The organism is Rhodothermales bacterium (assembly GCA_041391505.1).
Taxonomy (GTDB): domain Bacteria; phylum Bacteroidota; class Rhodothermia; order Rhodothermales; family JAHQVL01; genus JAWKNW01.
Map to the genome: position 1 here is coordinate 1 of JAWKNW010000023.1, position 15,671 is coordinate 15,671.

At 64.5% G+C, this 15,671-nt stretch carries 15 protein-coding genes and 2 tRNA genes; 10 read left to right on the forward strand and 7 right to left on the reverse strand.

The window, feature by feature from the left end; all coding sequences use genetic code 11:
* A partial coding sequence (locus R2834_18455; GenBank protein ID MEZ4702322.1) for a hypothetical protein occupies nucleotides 1-556 on the reverse strand: 556 nt, incomplete at its 3' end.
* Nucleotides 557-857: 301 nt separating this feature from the next.
* Between R2834_18455 and R2834_18460 the strand changes: the two genes are divergently transcribed.
* From R2834_18460 to R2834_18480, 5 genes are all read left to right on the forward strand, one after another.
* Nucleotides 858-1,277, forward strand: a complete 420-nt coding sequence (locus R2834_18460; protein ID MEZ4702323.1) for a hypothetical protein — start codon at nucleotides 858-860, stop codon at nucleotides 1,275-1,277.
* Between the two features lie 153 nt (nucleotides 1,278-1,430).
* Nucleotides 1,431-1,503: transfer RNA gene (locus tag R2834_18465), tRNA-Lys, on the forward strand.
* An 83-nt stretch (nucleotides 1,504-1,586) separates the two neighbouring features.
* Nucleotides 1,587-1,670, forward strand: a tRNA-Leu gene (locus R2834_18470).
* 335 nt (nucleotides 1,671-2,005) lie between these two features.
* On the forward strand, nucleotides 2,006-2,392 hold the full coding sequence (locus R2834_18475; GenBank protein MEZ4702324.1) for a hypothetical protein: 387 nt from the start codon (nucleotides 2,006-2,008) through the stop codon (nucleotides 2,390-2,392).
* Nucleotides 2,389-3,231 carry an OmpA family protein gene (locus R2834_18480; GenBank protein MEZ4702325.1) on the forward strand — a complete coding sequence of 281 codons (843 nt, stop codon included), beginning with the start codon at nucleotides 2,389-2,391 and terminating at the stop codon, nucleotides 3,229-3,231. Before R2834_18475 ends, R2834_18480 begins: the two co-directional genes overlap by 4 nt.
* Before the next feature lie 5 nt (nucleotides 3,232-3,236).
* On the opposite strand, the gene R2834_18485 is transcribed toward R2834_18480, so the two are convergent.
* Nucleotides 3,237-5,129, reverse strand: a complete 1,893-nt coding sequence (locus R2834_18485) for an MHYT domain-containing protein (GenBank protein ID MEZ4702326.1) — start codon at nucleotides 5,127-5,129, stop codon at nucleotides 3,237-3,239.
* Between the two features lie 325 nt (nucleotides 5,130-5,454).
* Here R2834_18485 and R2834_18490 point away from each other — a divergent pair, with 325 nt between their 5' ends.
* The gene (locus tag R2834_18490; GenBank protein ID MEZ4702327.1) at nucleotides 5,455-6,594 is read left to right on the forward strand and encodes a TIGR03364 family FAD-dependent oxidoreductase; all 1,140 of its coding nucleotides are present in this window, start codon (nucleotides 5,455-5,457) and stop codon (nucleotides 6,592-6,594) included.
* A 901-nt stretch (nucleotides 6,595-7,495) separates the two neighbouring features.
* Here the strand turns inward: R2834_18490 and R2834_18495 are convergent.
* The gene (locus R2834_18495; GenBank protein MEZ4702328.1) at nucleotides 7,496-8,059 is read right to left on the reverse strand and encodes a hypothetical protein; all 564 of its coding nucleotides are present in this window, start codon (nucleotides 8,057-8,059) and stop codon (nucleotides 7,496-7,498) included.
* A 669-nt stretch (nucleotides 8,060-8,728) separates the two neighbouring features.
* On the opposite strand from R2834_18495, the gene R2834_18500 reads away from it, so the two are divergent.
* On the forward strand, nucleotides 8,729-9,457 hold the full coding sequence (locus tag R2834_18500) for a response regulator transcription factor (GenBank protein ID MEZ4702329.1): 729 nt from the start codon (nucleotides 8,729-8,731) through the stop codon (nucleotides 9,455-9,457).
* A gap of 187 nt (nucleotides 9,458-9,644) precedes the next feature.
* Entirely contained in the window at nucleotides 9,645-9,830 is a 186-nt protein-coding gene (locus tag R2834_18505) for a hypothetical protein (GenBank protein MEZ4702330.1), read from the forward strand.
* Nucleotides 9,831-9,938: 108 nt separating this feature from the next.
* Here R2834_18505 and R2834_18510 read toward each other — a convergent pair whose 3' ends face one another.
* The 4 genes from R2834_18510 to R2834_18525 all read right to left on the reverse strand — a co-directional run bounded on the left by R2834_18510 (nucleotide 9,939) and on the right by R2834_18525 (nucleotide 13,129).
* Nucleotides 9,939-10,415: an NUDIX domain-containing protein gene (locus tag R2834_18510; protein MEZ4702331.1), complete on the reverse strand. Its 477-nt coding sequence runs from the start codon at nucleotides 10,413-10,415 to the stop codon at nucleotides 9,939-9,941.
* Nucleotides 10,416-10,532: 117 nt separating this feature from the next.
* On the reverse strand, nucleotides 10,533-11,441 hold the full coding sequence (locus R2834_18515; GenBank protein MEZ4702332.1) for an NUDIX domain-containing protein: 909 nt from the start codon (nucleotides 11,439-11,441) through the stop codon (nucleotides 10,533-10,535).
* 47 nt (nucleotides 11,442-11,488) lie between these two features.
* Entirely contained in the window at nucleotides 11,489-11,752 is a 264-nt protein-coding gene (locus tag R2834_18520) for a hypothetical protein (GenBank protein ID MEZ4702333.1), read from the reverse strand.
* Nucleotides 11,753-11,797: 45 nt separating this feature from the next.
* A complete protein-coding gene (locus R2834_18525; protein MEZ4702334.1) occupies nucleotides 11,798-13,129 on the reverse strand; it encodes a Gfo/Idh/MocA family oxidoreductase in 1,332 nt (443 codons plus the stop codon).
* Nucleotides 13,130-13,254: 125 nt separating this feature from the next.
* Here R2834_18525 and R2834_18530 point away from each other — a divergent pair, with 125 nt between their 5' ends.
* Both R2834_18530 and R2834_18535 read left to right on the forward strand, forming a co-directional pair.
* Entirely contained in the window at nucleotides 13,255-15,366 is a 2,112-nt protein-coding gene (locus R2834_18530) for a hypothetical protein (protein ID MEZ4702335.1), read from the forward strand.
* Nucleotides 15,363-15,671, forward strand: a complete 309-nt coding sequence (locus tag R2834_18535; GenBank protein ID MEZ4702336.1) for a hypothetical protein — start codon at nucleotides 15,363-15,365, stop codon at nucleotides 15,669-15,671. Before R2834_18530 ends, R2834_18535 begins: the two co-directional genes overlap by 4 nt.

The following is a 15,671-nucleotide window of genomic DNA, read 5'->3' on the forward strand; positions in this document are numbered from 1 at the left end:
AGGTCAGCTCGACCGGCAGGATGCCGTCCGGGATGTTGGCATAGGTGATCGTCATCTGCAGCTTCGTGATGACGGGATCGCCCGAACCGTCGTCCGCGATTTCCATGCTGCCGGCGCCGGCCATCGGCACGTTCAGGAAGTTGCCGGTGATGACGTCTTTCATCACGCCCGTTGCATAGGGCGGCAGGTCCCAGGCGATGGTGAGCGGATTGTTGTCGTTGGAGCCCTTCTGGAATTCCAGGAAGTGCGTCACCGTGACATCCGAGCCATCGCCGAAGCGGTAGTCGCGCGGCGTATAGGTCGAGTTCGAGCGGACGAAGCGGGCTTCCATGTCGAACGACCAGGGCGGCATGGCCGGTTGTTCGGCGAGGCCGGCGGCATCGTCATGGCCGTCCGTGGCGCGCACATCGAGCCCGAAATGAATCGATACGCTCTTGACCGGCGTCGAGAAGGTCAGCGCCAGGTCCAGCTGGGGCGGATCGTTCGGACCCGGCTGCGCGGTCGCCGCCGCAGCAAAACCGAAAAGCATCAGGAAAAGAAAAAGGTATCTAGACATGATCAAGATCTCCTATCAGTGAGAAGTTGCGCCTCGGCGCAATGGATAGACGTTAGCGTGTGTACAGAGCACCCGTGCTATCCGCGTTGTGGGTGCGCCCGTTCGATGGACGATGAGATCCTCGGTGTGCGGTCGATGGCGAAACCGTGCGCATCGAAAGACGAGGGATCGTAGTATAAGATGTCAATCGCCGCAAGCCGTAGCGTTTTAGCGCACGCGCTATGGGGCTTTAGCTCAGTCGGCATGGGGGTTTTATGTCCGCCAGAAGCGGTCTATTGCGCAAACCGCTCCGTAACGCACCATGAGTCTGCAAACGATGTACAATTCCGAGCTATTCGCACGCGTCGGCCGAGCGATCGATTGGCCGGCGTGGGACGCCCTGATCCAGCTCCGCGGCATCACGATCGATCGACCTCGACACAGCCGTCATCCCGCGTTTCCGGACATCGTGTACCCCATCGACTACGGGTACATCAACGGCACCCTGGGTACCGATGGCGAGGAAATCGACATCTTTACAGGCTCCGCACACACACAACTCGTTGCGTTGATCCTCACTGCGGATTTCCGAAAAGGGGATCGTGAGGTGAAGCTGGTCTATAACTGCTCCCCCGAGGAAATCTACCTCGTGCACGGGTTCCTGAACTATGCGCCGGATCTGATGCAAGGAAGACTGGTGATGCGCCAACCGATGGCAGCCGTGTGGGACATGGTGCGCTGAGCGCGTCCGTTGCACGGCCAATGCGGTGAACCAAACCAGGAACGAGGCGTAGGAGACCCGCTGCTTCGGCGGCGACGCGTTCTTCAAGCGAATTTAGCCGGAAGCGCGTTGCGCCGGCCGGCGTGGGCGGTTATTTTTGGCGCCCTGTTTACCGATCCCGTAGCTCAGTTGGCAGAGCATCTGACTTTTAATCAGAGGGTCGCAGGTTCGAGCCCTGCCGGGATCACAAAAATGGGTACAAGGTTTAAGGGTCCATGTTCAAAGACAGGGGTCCTCACCCTGCGAGTTTTGAACCTTTTTACCCGATATGCCCGGGTGGCGGAATTGGTAGACGCGCCATCTTGAGGGGGTGGTGGCCGCAAGGTCGTGCTGGTTCGATTCCAGTCCCGGGCACATGCAGACCCGAGGGGTTTTAAAAACCCTTCGGGTTTTTTTGTCTAGGCATCTCCCCTACATCCCGCTCAGGCGGCGCCGCCGCATCCCATCGCACCCTGCCTACAGCCCGTCGTTCACCGATCGCTTATGTTAGAGAGGGAGCTTGCGCGGGGGATCGAAGCGATCCTAGGATGCAAGATGCAGGATTCCGTCCTGAAAACGGTGCTTCGGATCGGTCATCCTCCATCGGGCGATCGAAGCGCTCCGCACAAGGTCGGTGCCCGAACATTCCGTTCGAGGACGTACCGATCCCGGTTTGTGGACGTGACCTCTAAACGCAGCGTATACCGGCCATGGATGCAGTCACCACCTTTCTCCTACCCTCGAGCCTGGCGGACGCTTGGCGCGTCGGGTATCCGCTCCTGATCGGCGTCGGCGCGCTCGCGGCATGGACGTCGCTTCGGCTCGCCCTCACGACCGACCCGAAGCTGCGTTTCTTCTTCCCGTCGCTCTCCAACGGCATACTCCTCGGCATCGACCTGGCGCTCACGCTGGGCGTCGCACTCGTCGCCGCGCTCTACCTGTTCCACCCGACGACGCCGCTGGCGGCTTTCACCGCCGGCTTCACGTGGACGGCCGGCCTGGAGCTGGTCGCCCGGCCGAAACGCTCGCATGTCGAGTTCGTCCGCGACCGGGAACGCATCACCGTCGATGTAGCCGTCGAAGAGGTGGCATCATGAACGCATCGCTACTCACCCCGGGGCTTATTGCCGCCGTCCTTATCCTCGGTCTTTACCTGCTGGCCCGCACCCAGGCCGGCCGGAACCTCGCCATCCTCCTCATCATGGGAATCGGCATCGCCGCGGCGTTTTTTACGTTCGCGTACAGCGAACAGCAGAAGGCGATCGCCGGCATCGAGGCGCGCACCGACGCCGCCGGCTACGACATCGCCCACGTCGGCGGGCTGGAGTTGCGCGCCCTGCGCTATATCGAAGCCCTGGAAGACAGCCTCCGCGCCGGCCCGGATACGGCCGCCAGCCTGGCCGACTACGCCTCGCTCCGGTCGGCGTACGACATGCTGCGCGACAGCCTCGGGCAGGAAATCGCCCGCGAGGAGCTCCAGGTGAGCATGAACGGGCAGATCATCCAGGTAGCGCTCCAGACCGACGTGACGTTCGAGACCGGCCGCGCCATTTTGTCCCTGCGGGGTGAACAGACCCTGCGTCGCGCGAAAAGCGGGATCGCCGAGGCGTTGCAGCGGCTGCCCGGCCACATCGTGCGCGTGGAAGGCCACGCCGACAGCCGGCCGCTTTCGGTGGAGATGTATTTTGAGGACTACGACCGCTATGCGCTCGACTTCACCAACTGGGAGCTGTCGACGCTGCGCGCCGTCAGCGCGGCCCGGTTCCTGCAGGAGGAACTGCGGCTGCCGGCGGAGCGGCTCCAGGTCGTGGGCTGGTCGGAATACCACCCGCGGGCGACAAACCGCACGGCCGCCGGCCGCGCGATGAACCGCCGGATCGATCTGATCATCGCGCCCATCGAGGAGCCCTCCCTGCTGCCGAAACGCCCGGGCTGACCGGCTCAGGCTCGATGACTCAGCGCGTGGCCGGATTCCACGCCGGCGGGGAGGCCGACACGGATCGTGAAATAAAACGTCGCACCCTCCCCTTCCTTGCCGGTGCTTTCCAACCACATGGTGCCCCCCATCAGTTCACACAATTGTTTGCTGATGGCGAGTCCGAGACCCGTGCCGCCAAATTTACGTGTCGTCGACGCGTCCACCTGGCTGAAGGAGCTAAACAACACGCCCTGACTCTCGACCGGAATCCCGACCCCGGTATCGCGGACGGCGCAGCGCAATGCGAGAAAGCCGTCGTCCTCACCGGGTTCGGCCGTGAGTTCGATGGCTACGAAGCCTTTTTTCGTAAACTTGATGCCGTTGTTGACCAGATTGGTCAACACCTGCCGGCACCGATGCGAATCGCCGAGAATCAGCGCCGGCACCGTCTCGTCGATGCTGACGCGCAGGTCGAGGTCTTTCTTTCGGGCGGCGCCCGCGAGGATGTCGACGACGCCGGCAATGCAATCCCGGATGTCGAATTCCACCGATTCGATCAGGAGCCGGCCCGCTTCCAGTTTTGAGAAGTCCAGGATGTCGTTGATGATGCGAATGAGCATTTCGCCGCTCTCGCGGATCGTCTGGACATATTCACCTTGCTCCTCATCCAGTTCGGTCAGCTGCAGCAGGCTGAGCATGCCGATCACCCCGTTCATCGGCGTCCGGATCTCGTGGCTCATGTTGGCCAGGAAATACGATTTCGCTTCGATGGCCGCTTCCGCCTGCCGCAGGAGCTCCTGGGCCCGGATCGACTGGGTGATGAGCGCATCGGTCGCTCGTTGTTCTTCCGTCACGTCGCGCACGAGCCAGCTCAGCCCCACCGCATCGTGAAAGATCACGCTCGACGCCGAGATCTGTACGGGGATCGTCTCTCCGTCGGCTCGAATCCCGCGGCTGTCGATGCGCTTGAGCACGAAACCCGCGACGGGATTCGCCTCGTGAAATCCCTGCTCGGCGATCAGCCAGGTCGCCTCAGGCAGCAGCGTGTCGATGGATACCCCGATCACTTCGTCTCGTTCGTAGCCGAACATCTCCAGCAGAGCCGGATTCACGCGCTCGATCTTGCCCGTGTGGTCGGTTGCGAGGTGCCCGTCCACCATCGCGTCCAGCACCGCGCGCTCGCGCGCCTGCGTCCCCTGCACCAGCTCGGCCGTATGCTGGACCCACATATCCAACCGCGAGAGCACGATGGCGAGCGTGAGGATCACGCCCGTAGCCACCACGATCCACGTCATGAGGTTGCCCGGCGTGAACAGCAGGCCGGTTGCCGGCGGGCCGTCCGCCAGGCGATAAAATTGCGCCGCGGCCATCGCGGTGTAGTGCATGCCGGCGACGGCGCCGCCCATGGCCAGGCTGGCGAGTATACGAAACAGGCCGGCGTACCGCCGCTCGCGGTGGGCCAGGACGGTGTGGATCCAAAGCGAAACCCAGGCGAGCAAAAACGCGACGCCCAGGGAGGCCGCGAACAGCTCGGGACGATACCGGAACGTCATATCCATCCGGATCGCCTCCATCCCTACATAGTGCATGGTGCCGATGCCGAGGGCCAGATGCAACGCGGCCGTGGCGTGCCGATTCCCGGAGCCCCAGCCAGACAGGAAACGCAGGGCGCTGTAGCTTCCGAGCACGACCGGCACGATGGAGAGCAAGGTGATGGGCAGGTCGAACGCCATCTCATCACCCAGGAAATGGGCCAGCATGGCGGTGAAATGCATCGTCCACACCCCGACCCCCATCGCAAAGGCGCCCATCCACATCCAGTTTCGGCGGGCGCGGTCCGTTCGCGCCTTTTTGAGCCGATCGACCACCGAGAGCGCGGCGAAACTGGCCAGGGAAGCGATCAGGATCGACAGCACGACGAGGAAAACGTCGTGCTGTCCGTGGTCAGGAAGCCTGACGGCCGCCGGTACATCGCCAAATCGCCAGAAAGGAATCATCAGGAAGGCTTGCGTGTGAACTGGATAAGAGGCTAGGTTTGTCGCACGCAAAGGATTAAATCGGATCAAACGGGCCTTCCACGTACCCGGTCGATCCATCCTTCGTTATTGCTTTCACGCGCGCGCGTCGCACGCGCAGTGTCCTGCGTATCGGCCGGCCGGCCGGTCGCTTAAACGCCGGCCCGATCGAACCCCGCTCGTTCGATCGCCCTCGTGCGCATCGAACCCATCAAGACGCGACCCCATGCCGCACCTCGTGATCATCGGCGCCGGCATTGCCGGGTTAGCCCATGCTGTTGCCGGCCTCGCGCGCGGATGGCGCGTCAGCGTGATCGAACGCAGTCCGAAGCCGCGCGGAGCATCCACCCAGAATTTCGGGATGGTCTGGCCGATCGGGCAGGCCCTCGGGCCGCGCCGCGCCCGCGCGCTGCGGTCGCGCGCCATCTGGAAGGCGTTGAGCCGGCGGGCCGGCTTCGCGTTCGACGAGCGGGGTACGCTCTTGCTAGCCTACACGCCCGAGGCGTTGGCCGTGGCGCAGGAATTCGCGGCGCAGACCGCAGAGGAAGGCACGGTCGAGCTGCTCGATCCGGCGCGCGTGGCCCGGATGCATCCTGCCGTGCGCCTCGATGGGCTTCAGGCCGGCGTTTTCAGTAGCGTGGAGGCGAGGGTCTCGCCGACGGAGACCCTGGGGGCGCTCATCACGTGGCTGGCCGGCGAAGGGGTGCGTTTCCATTTCGGATCTGCCGCGACCGCCGTGCACCCCGGCGCCGTCGAAACGAGCGACGGCGTGCGCCATCCCTTCGATCGCTGCCTCATCTGCAGCGGCGACGACACGACCACCCTGTTCCCCCGCGCCCTCGCCGAGGCCGGCTGTTCGCGTATCCGGCTCCAGATGCTGCGCACGGCGCCGATGCCTTCGGACTGGCGCCTGGGGCCGGCGCTCGCATCCGAGCTGTCGATGGCGTTTTACGCCAGTTTTGCGGGGTGTCCCTCGATTTCCCGTCTCCAGGAGCGGCTGCATCGGCGCGAGGCCGACGCGCTGCGGTACGGCATCCACGTGCTGGCCGTTCAGGATGCCGCGGGCGCGCTCGTCATCGGCGATTCGCACACCGACGACACGGAAACGCCGGCCGCCTATTCGAGTGCCATCGAGCGGCTCATACTCGGACAGCTGGACCGGTTTCTCGACGCGCCGCTATCATCCATCGAAAGCCGGTGGCTCGGGCATTACCTGCGCGCGCCGGCGGGGCAAACGCACGTGCGCCTCGCGCCGGCAGAAGGCGTGGAGATCGTGACAGGACTTGGAGGCGGCGGGATGACGCTTTCGTTCGCGCTGGCGGAAGAGACGCTCGACAATGTCGGGCCGGCGATCGATCAATCCTGATACAGGCGTCGGGTGGAGCGGGACACCGGCAGGAAGGCCAGCAGCACCATAAAGGCGCAAAAGAAAACGAGAGCCACGGCGGCTAATTCGACAGGTCCCAACATGGCGATGATCCGGGAAGGCGCTGGAAGTTTGGACTGTTCGGACGTAAGCCACTGGCGCTTGTTTCGACGCGCCGCGCGCCAGCACGCGTTTTGACAGAATGAGTATTGATTTGCGACACTCTGGTGACATCCTGCCCTGGCCGCGGCGAAAAACGGGGCGGATCGGCGGCGCTCGACCGCATCCTTCCACTTAAGATCATTTTACAATCCGTTACCAGAGCCGGCGAATGGCGCGATGCCGGCGGCTTCATTCCCCGCCGGCCCACGCGCCGGGAATTTCCTCCGGGGATGCGCCCGGGATTCACGACGAACTTGGCACGATCCTCGTCAGGCCCCGTTCGATCATATCCAGATCGCATACGACACATACACCTCATCGTCCGCGCAGGTATCCGGCATGCGCGACGCCGGCATGGGAAGGATCACCGGAGCCCGCGCAGTCTTGCAAGACTTTTATGACACTTTGCGCACATTCTCGGAACGCATCCGATTATATTTAGGGCTCCCCTTCCCCACTGGCTACTCTTCCACTACAAATCTGTTGGGATTTTATGCGACAGAGCAGTACGAACTCATGGGGCACCGCAGTAAGTCTGGCTTTAGCTATTCTGGCATTCCTGTTTATCTTCCTGTCCGTAGCCATTCTCGGTCTCGGCGGATAATGACTCGAAGTTGACGTAAAAGCGTGTGCACGCCGTGCTCCGGAATCGACCTCGCAGGTGAACGACCCGACGTTCATGCGGCACGACAGGTCCTTCCGGAGCACGGCCGCCTTTTTTAGAGATGGGGGATTTCCCTCAGTCGACCAGGCGATCGAGGCGTTCGGCCTCTTCCCATCGTTTGGGCACTTTTCCCCCCAGGTCCCGGATCCGCGTCTTGATGTTCTCGATCCGGTTCTTCTGATCGGGGTCGTCGCCGATGTCCGTCCGCATCATATCCAGCGCCTCGATATACTGATCGAGCGCGCGTTCCCGATTGCCTTTGGACGTGTCGCGCTCGGCGCTTTCGAGCAGGAAGCCGCTCAGGTTATGCTCGACCCGTTTGCGCAGGAGCATCGCATTCGCCTCCCCGAGCTGGACGCGGTATTTCTCGATGGCCTCGATGATCCGGTTCAGCTGTTCCACCTTCGGAGGCTTGTCGCTGATGCCGTCGCCGGCGTCGGCGCCTACGGACCGCAGCAACCCCTCGATATACTCGCGCACGAACTTGCGCTCGGTGACATAGATGCGCGCCACCCATTCCTGCGGGGACGGTTTGAGCGATAGGAGGCCCTTTTCGAAATAGGGCACCAGCTCGCGGAGGTTACGGATCGCCTCCTGGCTGCGCGCGAGACGTACGTCGACATCGCGCGAGCGTCGCATCTGGGAAAGGTTCTCGTTGAGCGTTTTCATCGCTGCCACGATCCGGCCTTTCACCGACGTCTCGCACTTCTGGCAAAGCCCATCCCTGGAAAGCGAGATGAACCATCCTTTATTCCCACACCACTTGCATTGCCGCATAACCCAACAGGGTAGAATCCGAGGATGCAGAATGTCGATAGATACGTCCCTGCAGACGATGCCACATCCCCTTGACGTGCCGACGGGTCGTTGAAGGACTCCGGCGTCTCGCATCACAAAAGCCAGCGCCCATCGGGATGTCACGCTGAATCGCCGTGCGTATCGGCTGTTCTATTACTCGCGTTGCCAGACACTGTTGCATCGCGTTCTCATCTATTTCACGAAACGCTACATAGCGCCCATAGACCTCCTTTTCTGTTTTCCGAGGCCTTCGACCCGGATGAGCGCGACCGGAGCCCCCGCCGACCCCATGAATAAATGACGCATCGGCGGGCGGCGGCACTATTGTTGTGCCCGCTTTTTACGCCGTATCACTCTGAAACACGGCGCACGATCACGGCGCACACGACGCGTCCGCTGCATCTCCTGTCCGATCATACGCTGCCACCGACGACACCGAACGATCACGCGTTTCGCCGTCGAACACCACATCTACCGTCCAGTCCCCCGGATCAGCAACCTGTATCCGCCATGCTCACCCCCTTGCGTTCCCCGTCGAGGCGCGCTTCGGCCGACGTGCCCGATCCAGCCCGCGTGCTGGTCGTCGACCCGCATCCGATCATCGGCGACGCCGTCCGCTCGTTGCTGAGCGCCACCGACGACCTGGTCTTCGCCGGCTTCGCGGCGACGGCGAGCGATGCCCAGCGCGCGATACGACGCACGACGCCGCATGTCGTCCTCCTCGAACTCTCGCTCGACGACGGGTACGGGCTGGACCTCGCGGCGCAGCTGCTCATTCTGCATCCCAGGCTCCGCATCATCATCTACACGATGTACGCGGAACAGGTCTTTGCCGAACGCGCCATTGAAGTCGGCGCCGCCGGCTATCTCATGAAACGCGCCGACCCCGCGGAGCTGCTCGAAGGCATCCGGCGGGTGTTGCGGCAGGAAACCTACCTCAGCGCGTCCGCCACGACGCGCCTGCTCAACAAAATCACCCGGCGGCGCACCCGCGAGACGGCGCATACCCTGGAGCGCCTCACCCATCGGGAGCTGGCGGTGTTGCTGATGCTGGGCGAAGGCTCCACGCCCCTCGACATCGCGAGCCGGCTCAGCCTCGATCGAAAAACCGTCGAGACGCACCGCCGGCGGGTCAAGGAAAAACTCGGCTTCGAGAGCATCTCGTCCCTGCTGCACTATGCCACCAACTGGCGCCATGCGCAGGGCGCCCTGGAGCCGCCGGCGGAGAACGACGTCTGAAGACCCGGTCGCGATCTGGCGTATTTACGGGATAGTATTGATGCCATGGTCCGGTTAGACTGTTTCAAGACGGCCTTCGCGCCGGTTGTTCTAACCGCTCTGTTGCATCGCGCTGGAATCCAACCCAAATACGTCCTCCCCCGGAGACGAGCCGGCCGATCCGCCCAGGCCGGCCGAACCCGATCCCATGCGCACCTGGGCCCGGCAGGACCCCCGGTACGCACAGAGCGATCCCCGTTTCGAGCACAAGGACCCCGACTGGTCCTCCACCGACCCCCGCTTCGTCAACAAGGATCCCCGCTTCGAGAAGACCGACGAGCGGCTCACCCGCATCGACCCGAAGTGGAAGATCGAGAAAAAAGGAGACGACTAGACCGGGCAGGACGACTCCGCCGGCGCCTGGCGAGGCGGTGCGGGGCGCAAAAAAAACGGCCGGCGAAGGGTTGCTTGCCGGCCGGGTGTGGTGGTAAATCGGGAGTATCTAGCTCTGGAACACCAGATCGTCCGTCTTAACCCGGCGCTGCAACCGGGCATAGAGTTCCCAGAGCGCCGTTTTGGAGGCGTCGGACGCCAGCATGTTCGTCGCTTCCTCGTAGCCGATCCATCGGTAATCGGCCCCGGGGTCGGAGGGGTGCAGGGACTCGGAGCCGACTTCGACGCCGAAACAATACTGCGGCAGCACAAAACGGCCGCCGGTCGAGGTCATCGTGCCGGCAAATTGGGTAGCCGGCACGGCGTTTACGCAATCAAGCACCATAAATCGTTCTTCGCCCAGATCCAGCCCGGCTTCGTGACCGCTTTCGCGCTTGGCCGCTTCGATCGGGGTCTCCAGTTCCTGGCTCTTGCCAGAGATGCCATGCCAGTTCGCGTTCTCGGGGTGCTGGAACACGGCGAACTGGACGTTCTGATCCACGACACGGTACGGGAAGACGAGCACTTGAAAGGGTGTACGGGTCATAATGCGTTTCCTCTGATGATTAGCAGGACGTAGAGAAGAGGGGATGAAGATAGTGTTAAGGAATTAAGGCCCGAGCGAGATCAAGGGCAACAGCATGATGTGAAAAAGTGCAACCGTTCAATGCGCGACGACCCAGTCCAGCATCCGGTCGTCATCGAACAGAAACCGACCCTCGAACGGCCGGCCTTCCAGGAGATGCGGGATCCAGATCCGGTCGTCTTCCCACATCTCGTCATAGGGAATGGCATCGATATCCGCCCAGATGGGCGTCGCCTCATCGGTCTCCGTCGGCTCGCCGATCAATCCACCCGCCCGAAAGACGTGCACGTGGATGGCGTACCCGTCGACGAACTGAAACCGGAGTTCGCCGCCTTTTTCGAGGTCGGTGGGCGTTACGAGCAGTTCTTCCTGGACTTCCCTGACGGCGGCTTCGCGCGGCTGTTCGCCGGCTTCGAGCCGGCCGCCCGGCCCGTTGATCTTTCCGGCCCCGAGGCCTCTTTTCTTGCGAATGAGCAGGATGCGATCGTCCTGGATCACAAACAGGAGCGTGGCGGGATCGACGGGTCTCCACGTCGCCCAGTCGATGTCGGCCAGCGACGTGGCCGAGAGGGCAACTTCGGCGCGCAGGGTGTCGAGGCGATCGTGGATGTCGTGGGGAAGCGCCGCGTCGGGATGTTTGAGCGCCTCCGCATACAGGCTCTGGGCGTGCTGGAACCACCGCCGCGCCTCGGGCCGGCCGGCTTCCCCCTGCTTGAGCAGGACGATGTGGCCGCGCTCCTGAACGAGGTCGGCCAGCGCCAGGGCCTTCTCCGCGCTCCAGCGGTCCCCTTCCCGGCACAGGGCCAGCATGTGCACCCGGTCGAGCTCCCTCACAGCCGGCGCGTCCCGGTCGAACAGCCCTTTCAGCGCTTCGTCGATCACGTCGAGCGCCTCGTCGTAAGCATGGATCTGCCGGTTGAACAGCGCCTTCGCTAGGGCCTGGACGAGTTGCTGGATCTGCCGGAGTATCGTGTCGCGGGAAAACATGGATCTGGGGTGACGATGGATAAAAGGTCTCGCGCCGGGTCGGCGCGTCAGGGTTCGGCCTCGGGGCGGCGCCGGCGGAGCGCCTTGCCAATCCCGTAGAGGCTGATCAGGACCCAGAACGCCTCCACGATGAACGCCGACAGGTTAAACGCGAACCACAGCGAGACCAGGACGCAGGACGCACCCAGCGCATTGACGATCGAATACGCGAGATCGCCGCTGTGGATGCGGCCGGCCTGGAGCAACCCGTACGCTCCCAGAATGGACGCCACGCCGATCAATCCGACCACTTCATGCCATGAATCCGCCATTGCCTGCTCCGGAATGCCCCTCTCGTACCTGTCCGCCCCCAACCGCTACAGACGCGGCTCCCAGCCGGGTTCGTACGTGCGGCCCCAGAGCGCGTTGGCGGCGTCGTTGTGCAGGATGGCGCCGCTCGCCGGGTCGCACTGGAGCGCGCCCGTAGTAAACTGCGCGATGTTGCCGAGATGGCAGAGCATAGCGCTCTTGTAGCCCTCGGCGATAGGCTGGCGGAGGGCGGCGTTGCCCCGGATCGCCTCGCAGAAATTACCGACATGGAGATCCGTCATCTCGCCACCGCCGACCGGGTTGAGCCCGTCGTCGCCGCTGCCGGCGGCAAAGGTCTTCATCTCCGTGCTCTTCGCATCGAAAAACGTGTAGCCCGAGCTGTCGATGAGGAGCGAGCCCCCCGTGCCGTGGATGGTGACGCCAAAGCCCTTGCCGTTGACAGGCATGCCGTTGCAGCTGCGGCCCTCCCACGTAATCGTTTTGCCGCCGGCGAATTCGAAGGACATGATCTGGGTATCGAAAAATTCCCAGTCGTCCTGGAAGGCGAAGCGGCCGCCGGCGGACGTCACGCGCGTCGGGTAATCCACCCCGAGCGCCCACCGGCAGATGTCGATGTGATGCGTCCCGTTGTTGCAGGCCTCGCCGGTGCCCCAGTGGCGGAACCAGTGCCAGTTGTAATGGATGAGGTTGTCGCGAAACGGCCGGCGCGGGGCCGGGCCCTGCCAGAGGGCGTAGTCGAGCCCGTCGGGCACCGCGGCGGGTTGGCCGCGGCCGATGGAGCCACGGGTATTCGCGTACCAGGCCTTGCCCAGATACACCTCGCCGATCATCCCGTCGTGCACCATCGCCATCGCGTCCATAAAGACCGGACTCGACCGGCGCTGCGTGCCGAGCTGAACGAGGCGGTTGTGCCGGCGCTGCCCTTCCACCAGCCAGTGGGCTTCCTGCGGGTTGTGGCTCCCGGGCTTTTCCAGATAGACATGTTTTCCGGCCGACATCGCCATCAGCGCCGCCGTCGTGTGCCAGTGATCCGGGACCGCGATCGCCACGGCGTCGAGGTCGTTCGATTCGAGCATCTTCCGGATGTCGCCGAAACCCTTCGGGGCGCCGTCCTGCATGCCGGCGACCGTCGCCGAGCATTTCCCCAGCGCCGCGGCGTCGACGTCGCACAGAAAACCCACGTGGACATCCGGCTGCCGGGCGAAGGCCTGCGCCAGGGCATGGCCCCGGCTATTGACACCCATGACCCCTACCACGATCTTGTCCGCCGGCCTGCCGCCCGACGTCCATATCGCCGGAGCGCCGCCCAGAAACCCGAGCCCCACGCCCGTAGCGCCGGCCGTTTTCAGAAAGGTTCGTCGATTGGCTTTTCGATCCATGGCATTGCAGGGCTATCGTGGTTGTTCTCCGGCACCTGACGGCAGGAGATGACGCGTAGAATAGGGGCCGTGCGCCCACGTTTGCAAGCCGTCTCCCGCTCCCTCACCCCACCCGAATGGTTATCATGCGCGCGATCCTGACGCCCATCTGTTGTTTTCTCCTGTCGATCGCCGGCTGCGCCCAGCAGCCCTCGCGCTATGCCGGCCCGCTGGAGCCCGGGCAGGCCCTCGCCGCCTTCGAGCTGGTCGACGGCTTCGCCGCCGCCGTCTTCGCCGCCGAGCCCCAGCTCGCCGACCCCGTCGAGTTGCTCTTCGACGAGCAGGGACGCGCGGTGGTGATCGAGATGCCGGACTACCCCGACAAGCCGGCGTTCGGCCAGGGCAAGAGCCGCATCGTGCTCCTTTCGGATACCGACGGCGACGGCCGGATGGACCACCGCGCGGTTTTCGCCGACGGCCTCTCCGAAGCCACCAGCGCCCTCCCCTGGAAAGGCGGCCTCATCGTTACCGCCGCGCCGGACATCCTCTACCTGAAAGACGAGGATGGCGACGGCCGCGCCGACCGCCGCGATATCCTGTTCACCGGTTTCTTCGAGAACAACTCCGAGGCCCAGATCACCAACCTGTGGCTGAACCCGGACGGCTGGATCTATGCCTCGAATTTCGGCCAGGCCGGCATGATTTCCGCCCCCTCGGTCCCCGAGGCGCCGCCGGTCAATGTGCGCGGCGCGGATTTCCGGTTCCGGCTCGATCCCCTCCGGTTCGAGCAGGCCGCCGGGCCGACCCAGTTCGGGCAGGCCGTCGATGTGTGGGGCAACCGCTTCGGAACGCACAATACGCAGCACATCAACCAGTTCGTCATCCCGTGGCGGTACCTGCATCGGCACCCGCATCTGCCCGCCACGGGCACCATCCAGAACATCTCCGACCACGACCTGCGCATGTACCAGCGCACGCCGGCGCCTTACTGGCGGGCCGAACGCACGGCGCGCCGCCAGAAACAGTACGACGAGGCCGGCACGGGCCGCATCGAGTACGCCGCCGACCACTTCACCGGCTCGGCGGGCGGGACGGTGTATGACGGCGACCTCTTCCCGCCGCGTTTCCACGGCACCGTCTTCACCGGCGATGTCGCCGGCAACCTCGTGCACCGCGACTCCCTCGCCGCCGCGCCGGGCGATCCGGCCTTTGTCGCCATGCGGCCGGCCGGCGAACGCGACCGCGAATTTCTGGCCTCCACCGACCCCTGGTTCCGGCCCGCGAGCTTCACCGTCGGCCCCGACGGCGCGCTGTACGTGGTGGATATGTACCGGCAGCATATCGAGACGCCGGTCTCCATCCCGGAGGATCTCAAGGCCGACATGGACTTTTACGCCGGCGCCGATCGTGGGCGCATCTACCGGATTGCCCCGACCGGCGCTCCGCCCGCTGCCGACCCGGCCGCGCTGAACGACGCGTCGACGCCGGCACTCGTCGCGGCCCTGGCCGACCCGAACGGCTGGCGCCGCCGCACCGCGCAACGTCTGCTGCTCGAACGCGCCGACCCGGCCGCCGTGGAGCCGCTCCGCAAGACGCTCACGGCGTCCGAAGCGCCCGCGCGCCTCCTGGCGCTGTATCTGCTCGATGCCCAGGACGCCCTGCGCGCCTCCGACGTGACGCGTGCGCTCAAGGATCCGGAAGCCGGCATCCGGATGCACGCCCTCCGGCTCTCCGAGTCTTTCCCCGAACTCGACGCCGCCGTGGCGCCCCTGCTCGACGACGCCTCGGGCCGCGTAGCCCTCCAGGCGGCGCTGACGCTGGGCAACCGGTCGGGCCGCGCGGTAGCCGACCTGTTCGCGGCCTTCGTCGAAGCGCATGCCGGCAACCCGTGGATGCGGCTGGCCGTGCTCAGCGCCCCTTCCGGCGCGTCGCTCGCCACCCTGAACGCCCTCGAACGCCGGCGTTTCTTCCAGAACCAGGACGACGACCGCGCGGCGTTCCTCCAGGAGACGGCCGCCGTCCTGGCCGTCCGCAACGTCCCGGACGAACTCAACCGGTTTATCGATTTCCTGGTGGATCACCCCGAGCCGTTCTGGGTCGCCGCCGGCTTCACGGGGCTAAAGGAAGGTCACGACTCCAGCGTCCCCCTCATCCTGAGCGACCGGGCGATCGACAACATCAACGCGTTCATGCGCTCGTCGTCCGCCGTGGTCCAGGACCTGTCCGGCGACGTGCTGGCCCTGACCCCCGCCCGATGAATTCCATCCCTACCTCCCGACGCGGCTTTCTGCTGTCGCTGGCCGCCTGCGTCGCCCTGCCGGCCTGCGGCGACGCAGAGCCGCCCCCGTCGGATCCGTGCATGGATGTCCGGTCCCTCTCGGACCCCGACCGCGCGACGCGGACGACGACGAACTACGTGGCCGAGTCGCCTTTCAAGGACATGAAATGCGATACCTGCCAGTTCTGGCTCCGCCCCGCCGAGGGCGCGCCGTGCGGCGGCTGCGTGATCGTGAAGGGGCCGATCCATCCCGGCGGCCACTGCACGTCGTGGGCGCCGGCGTGA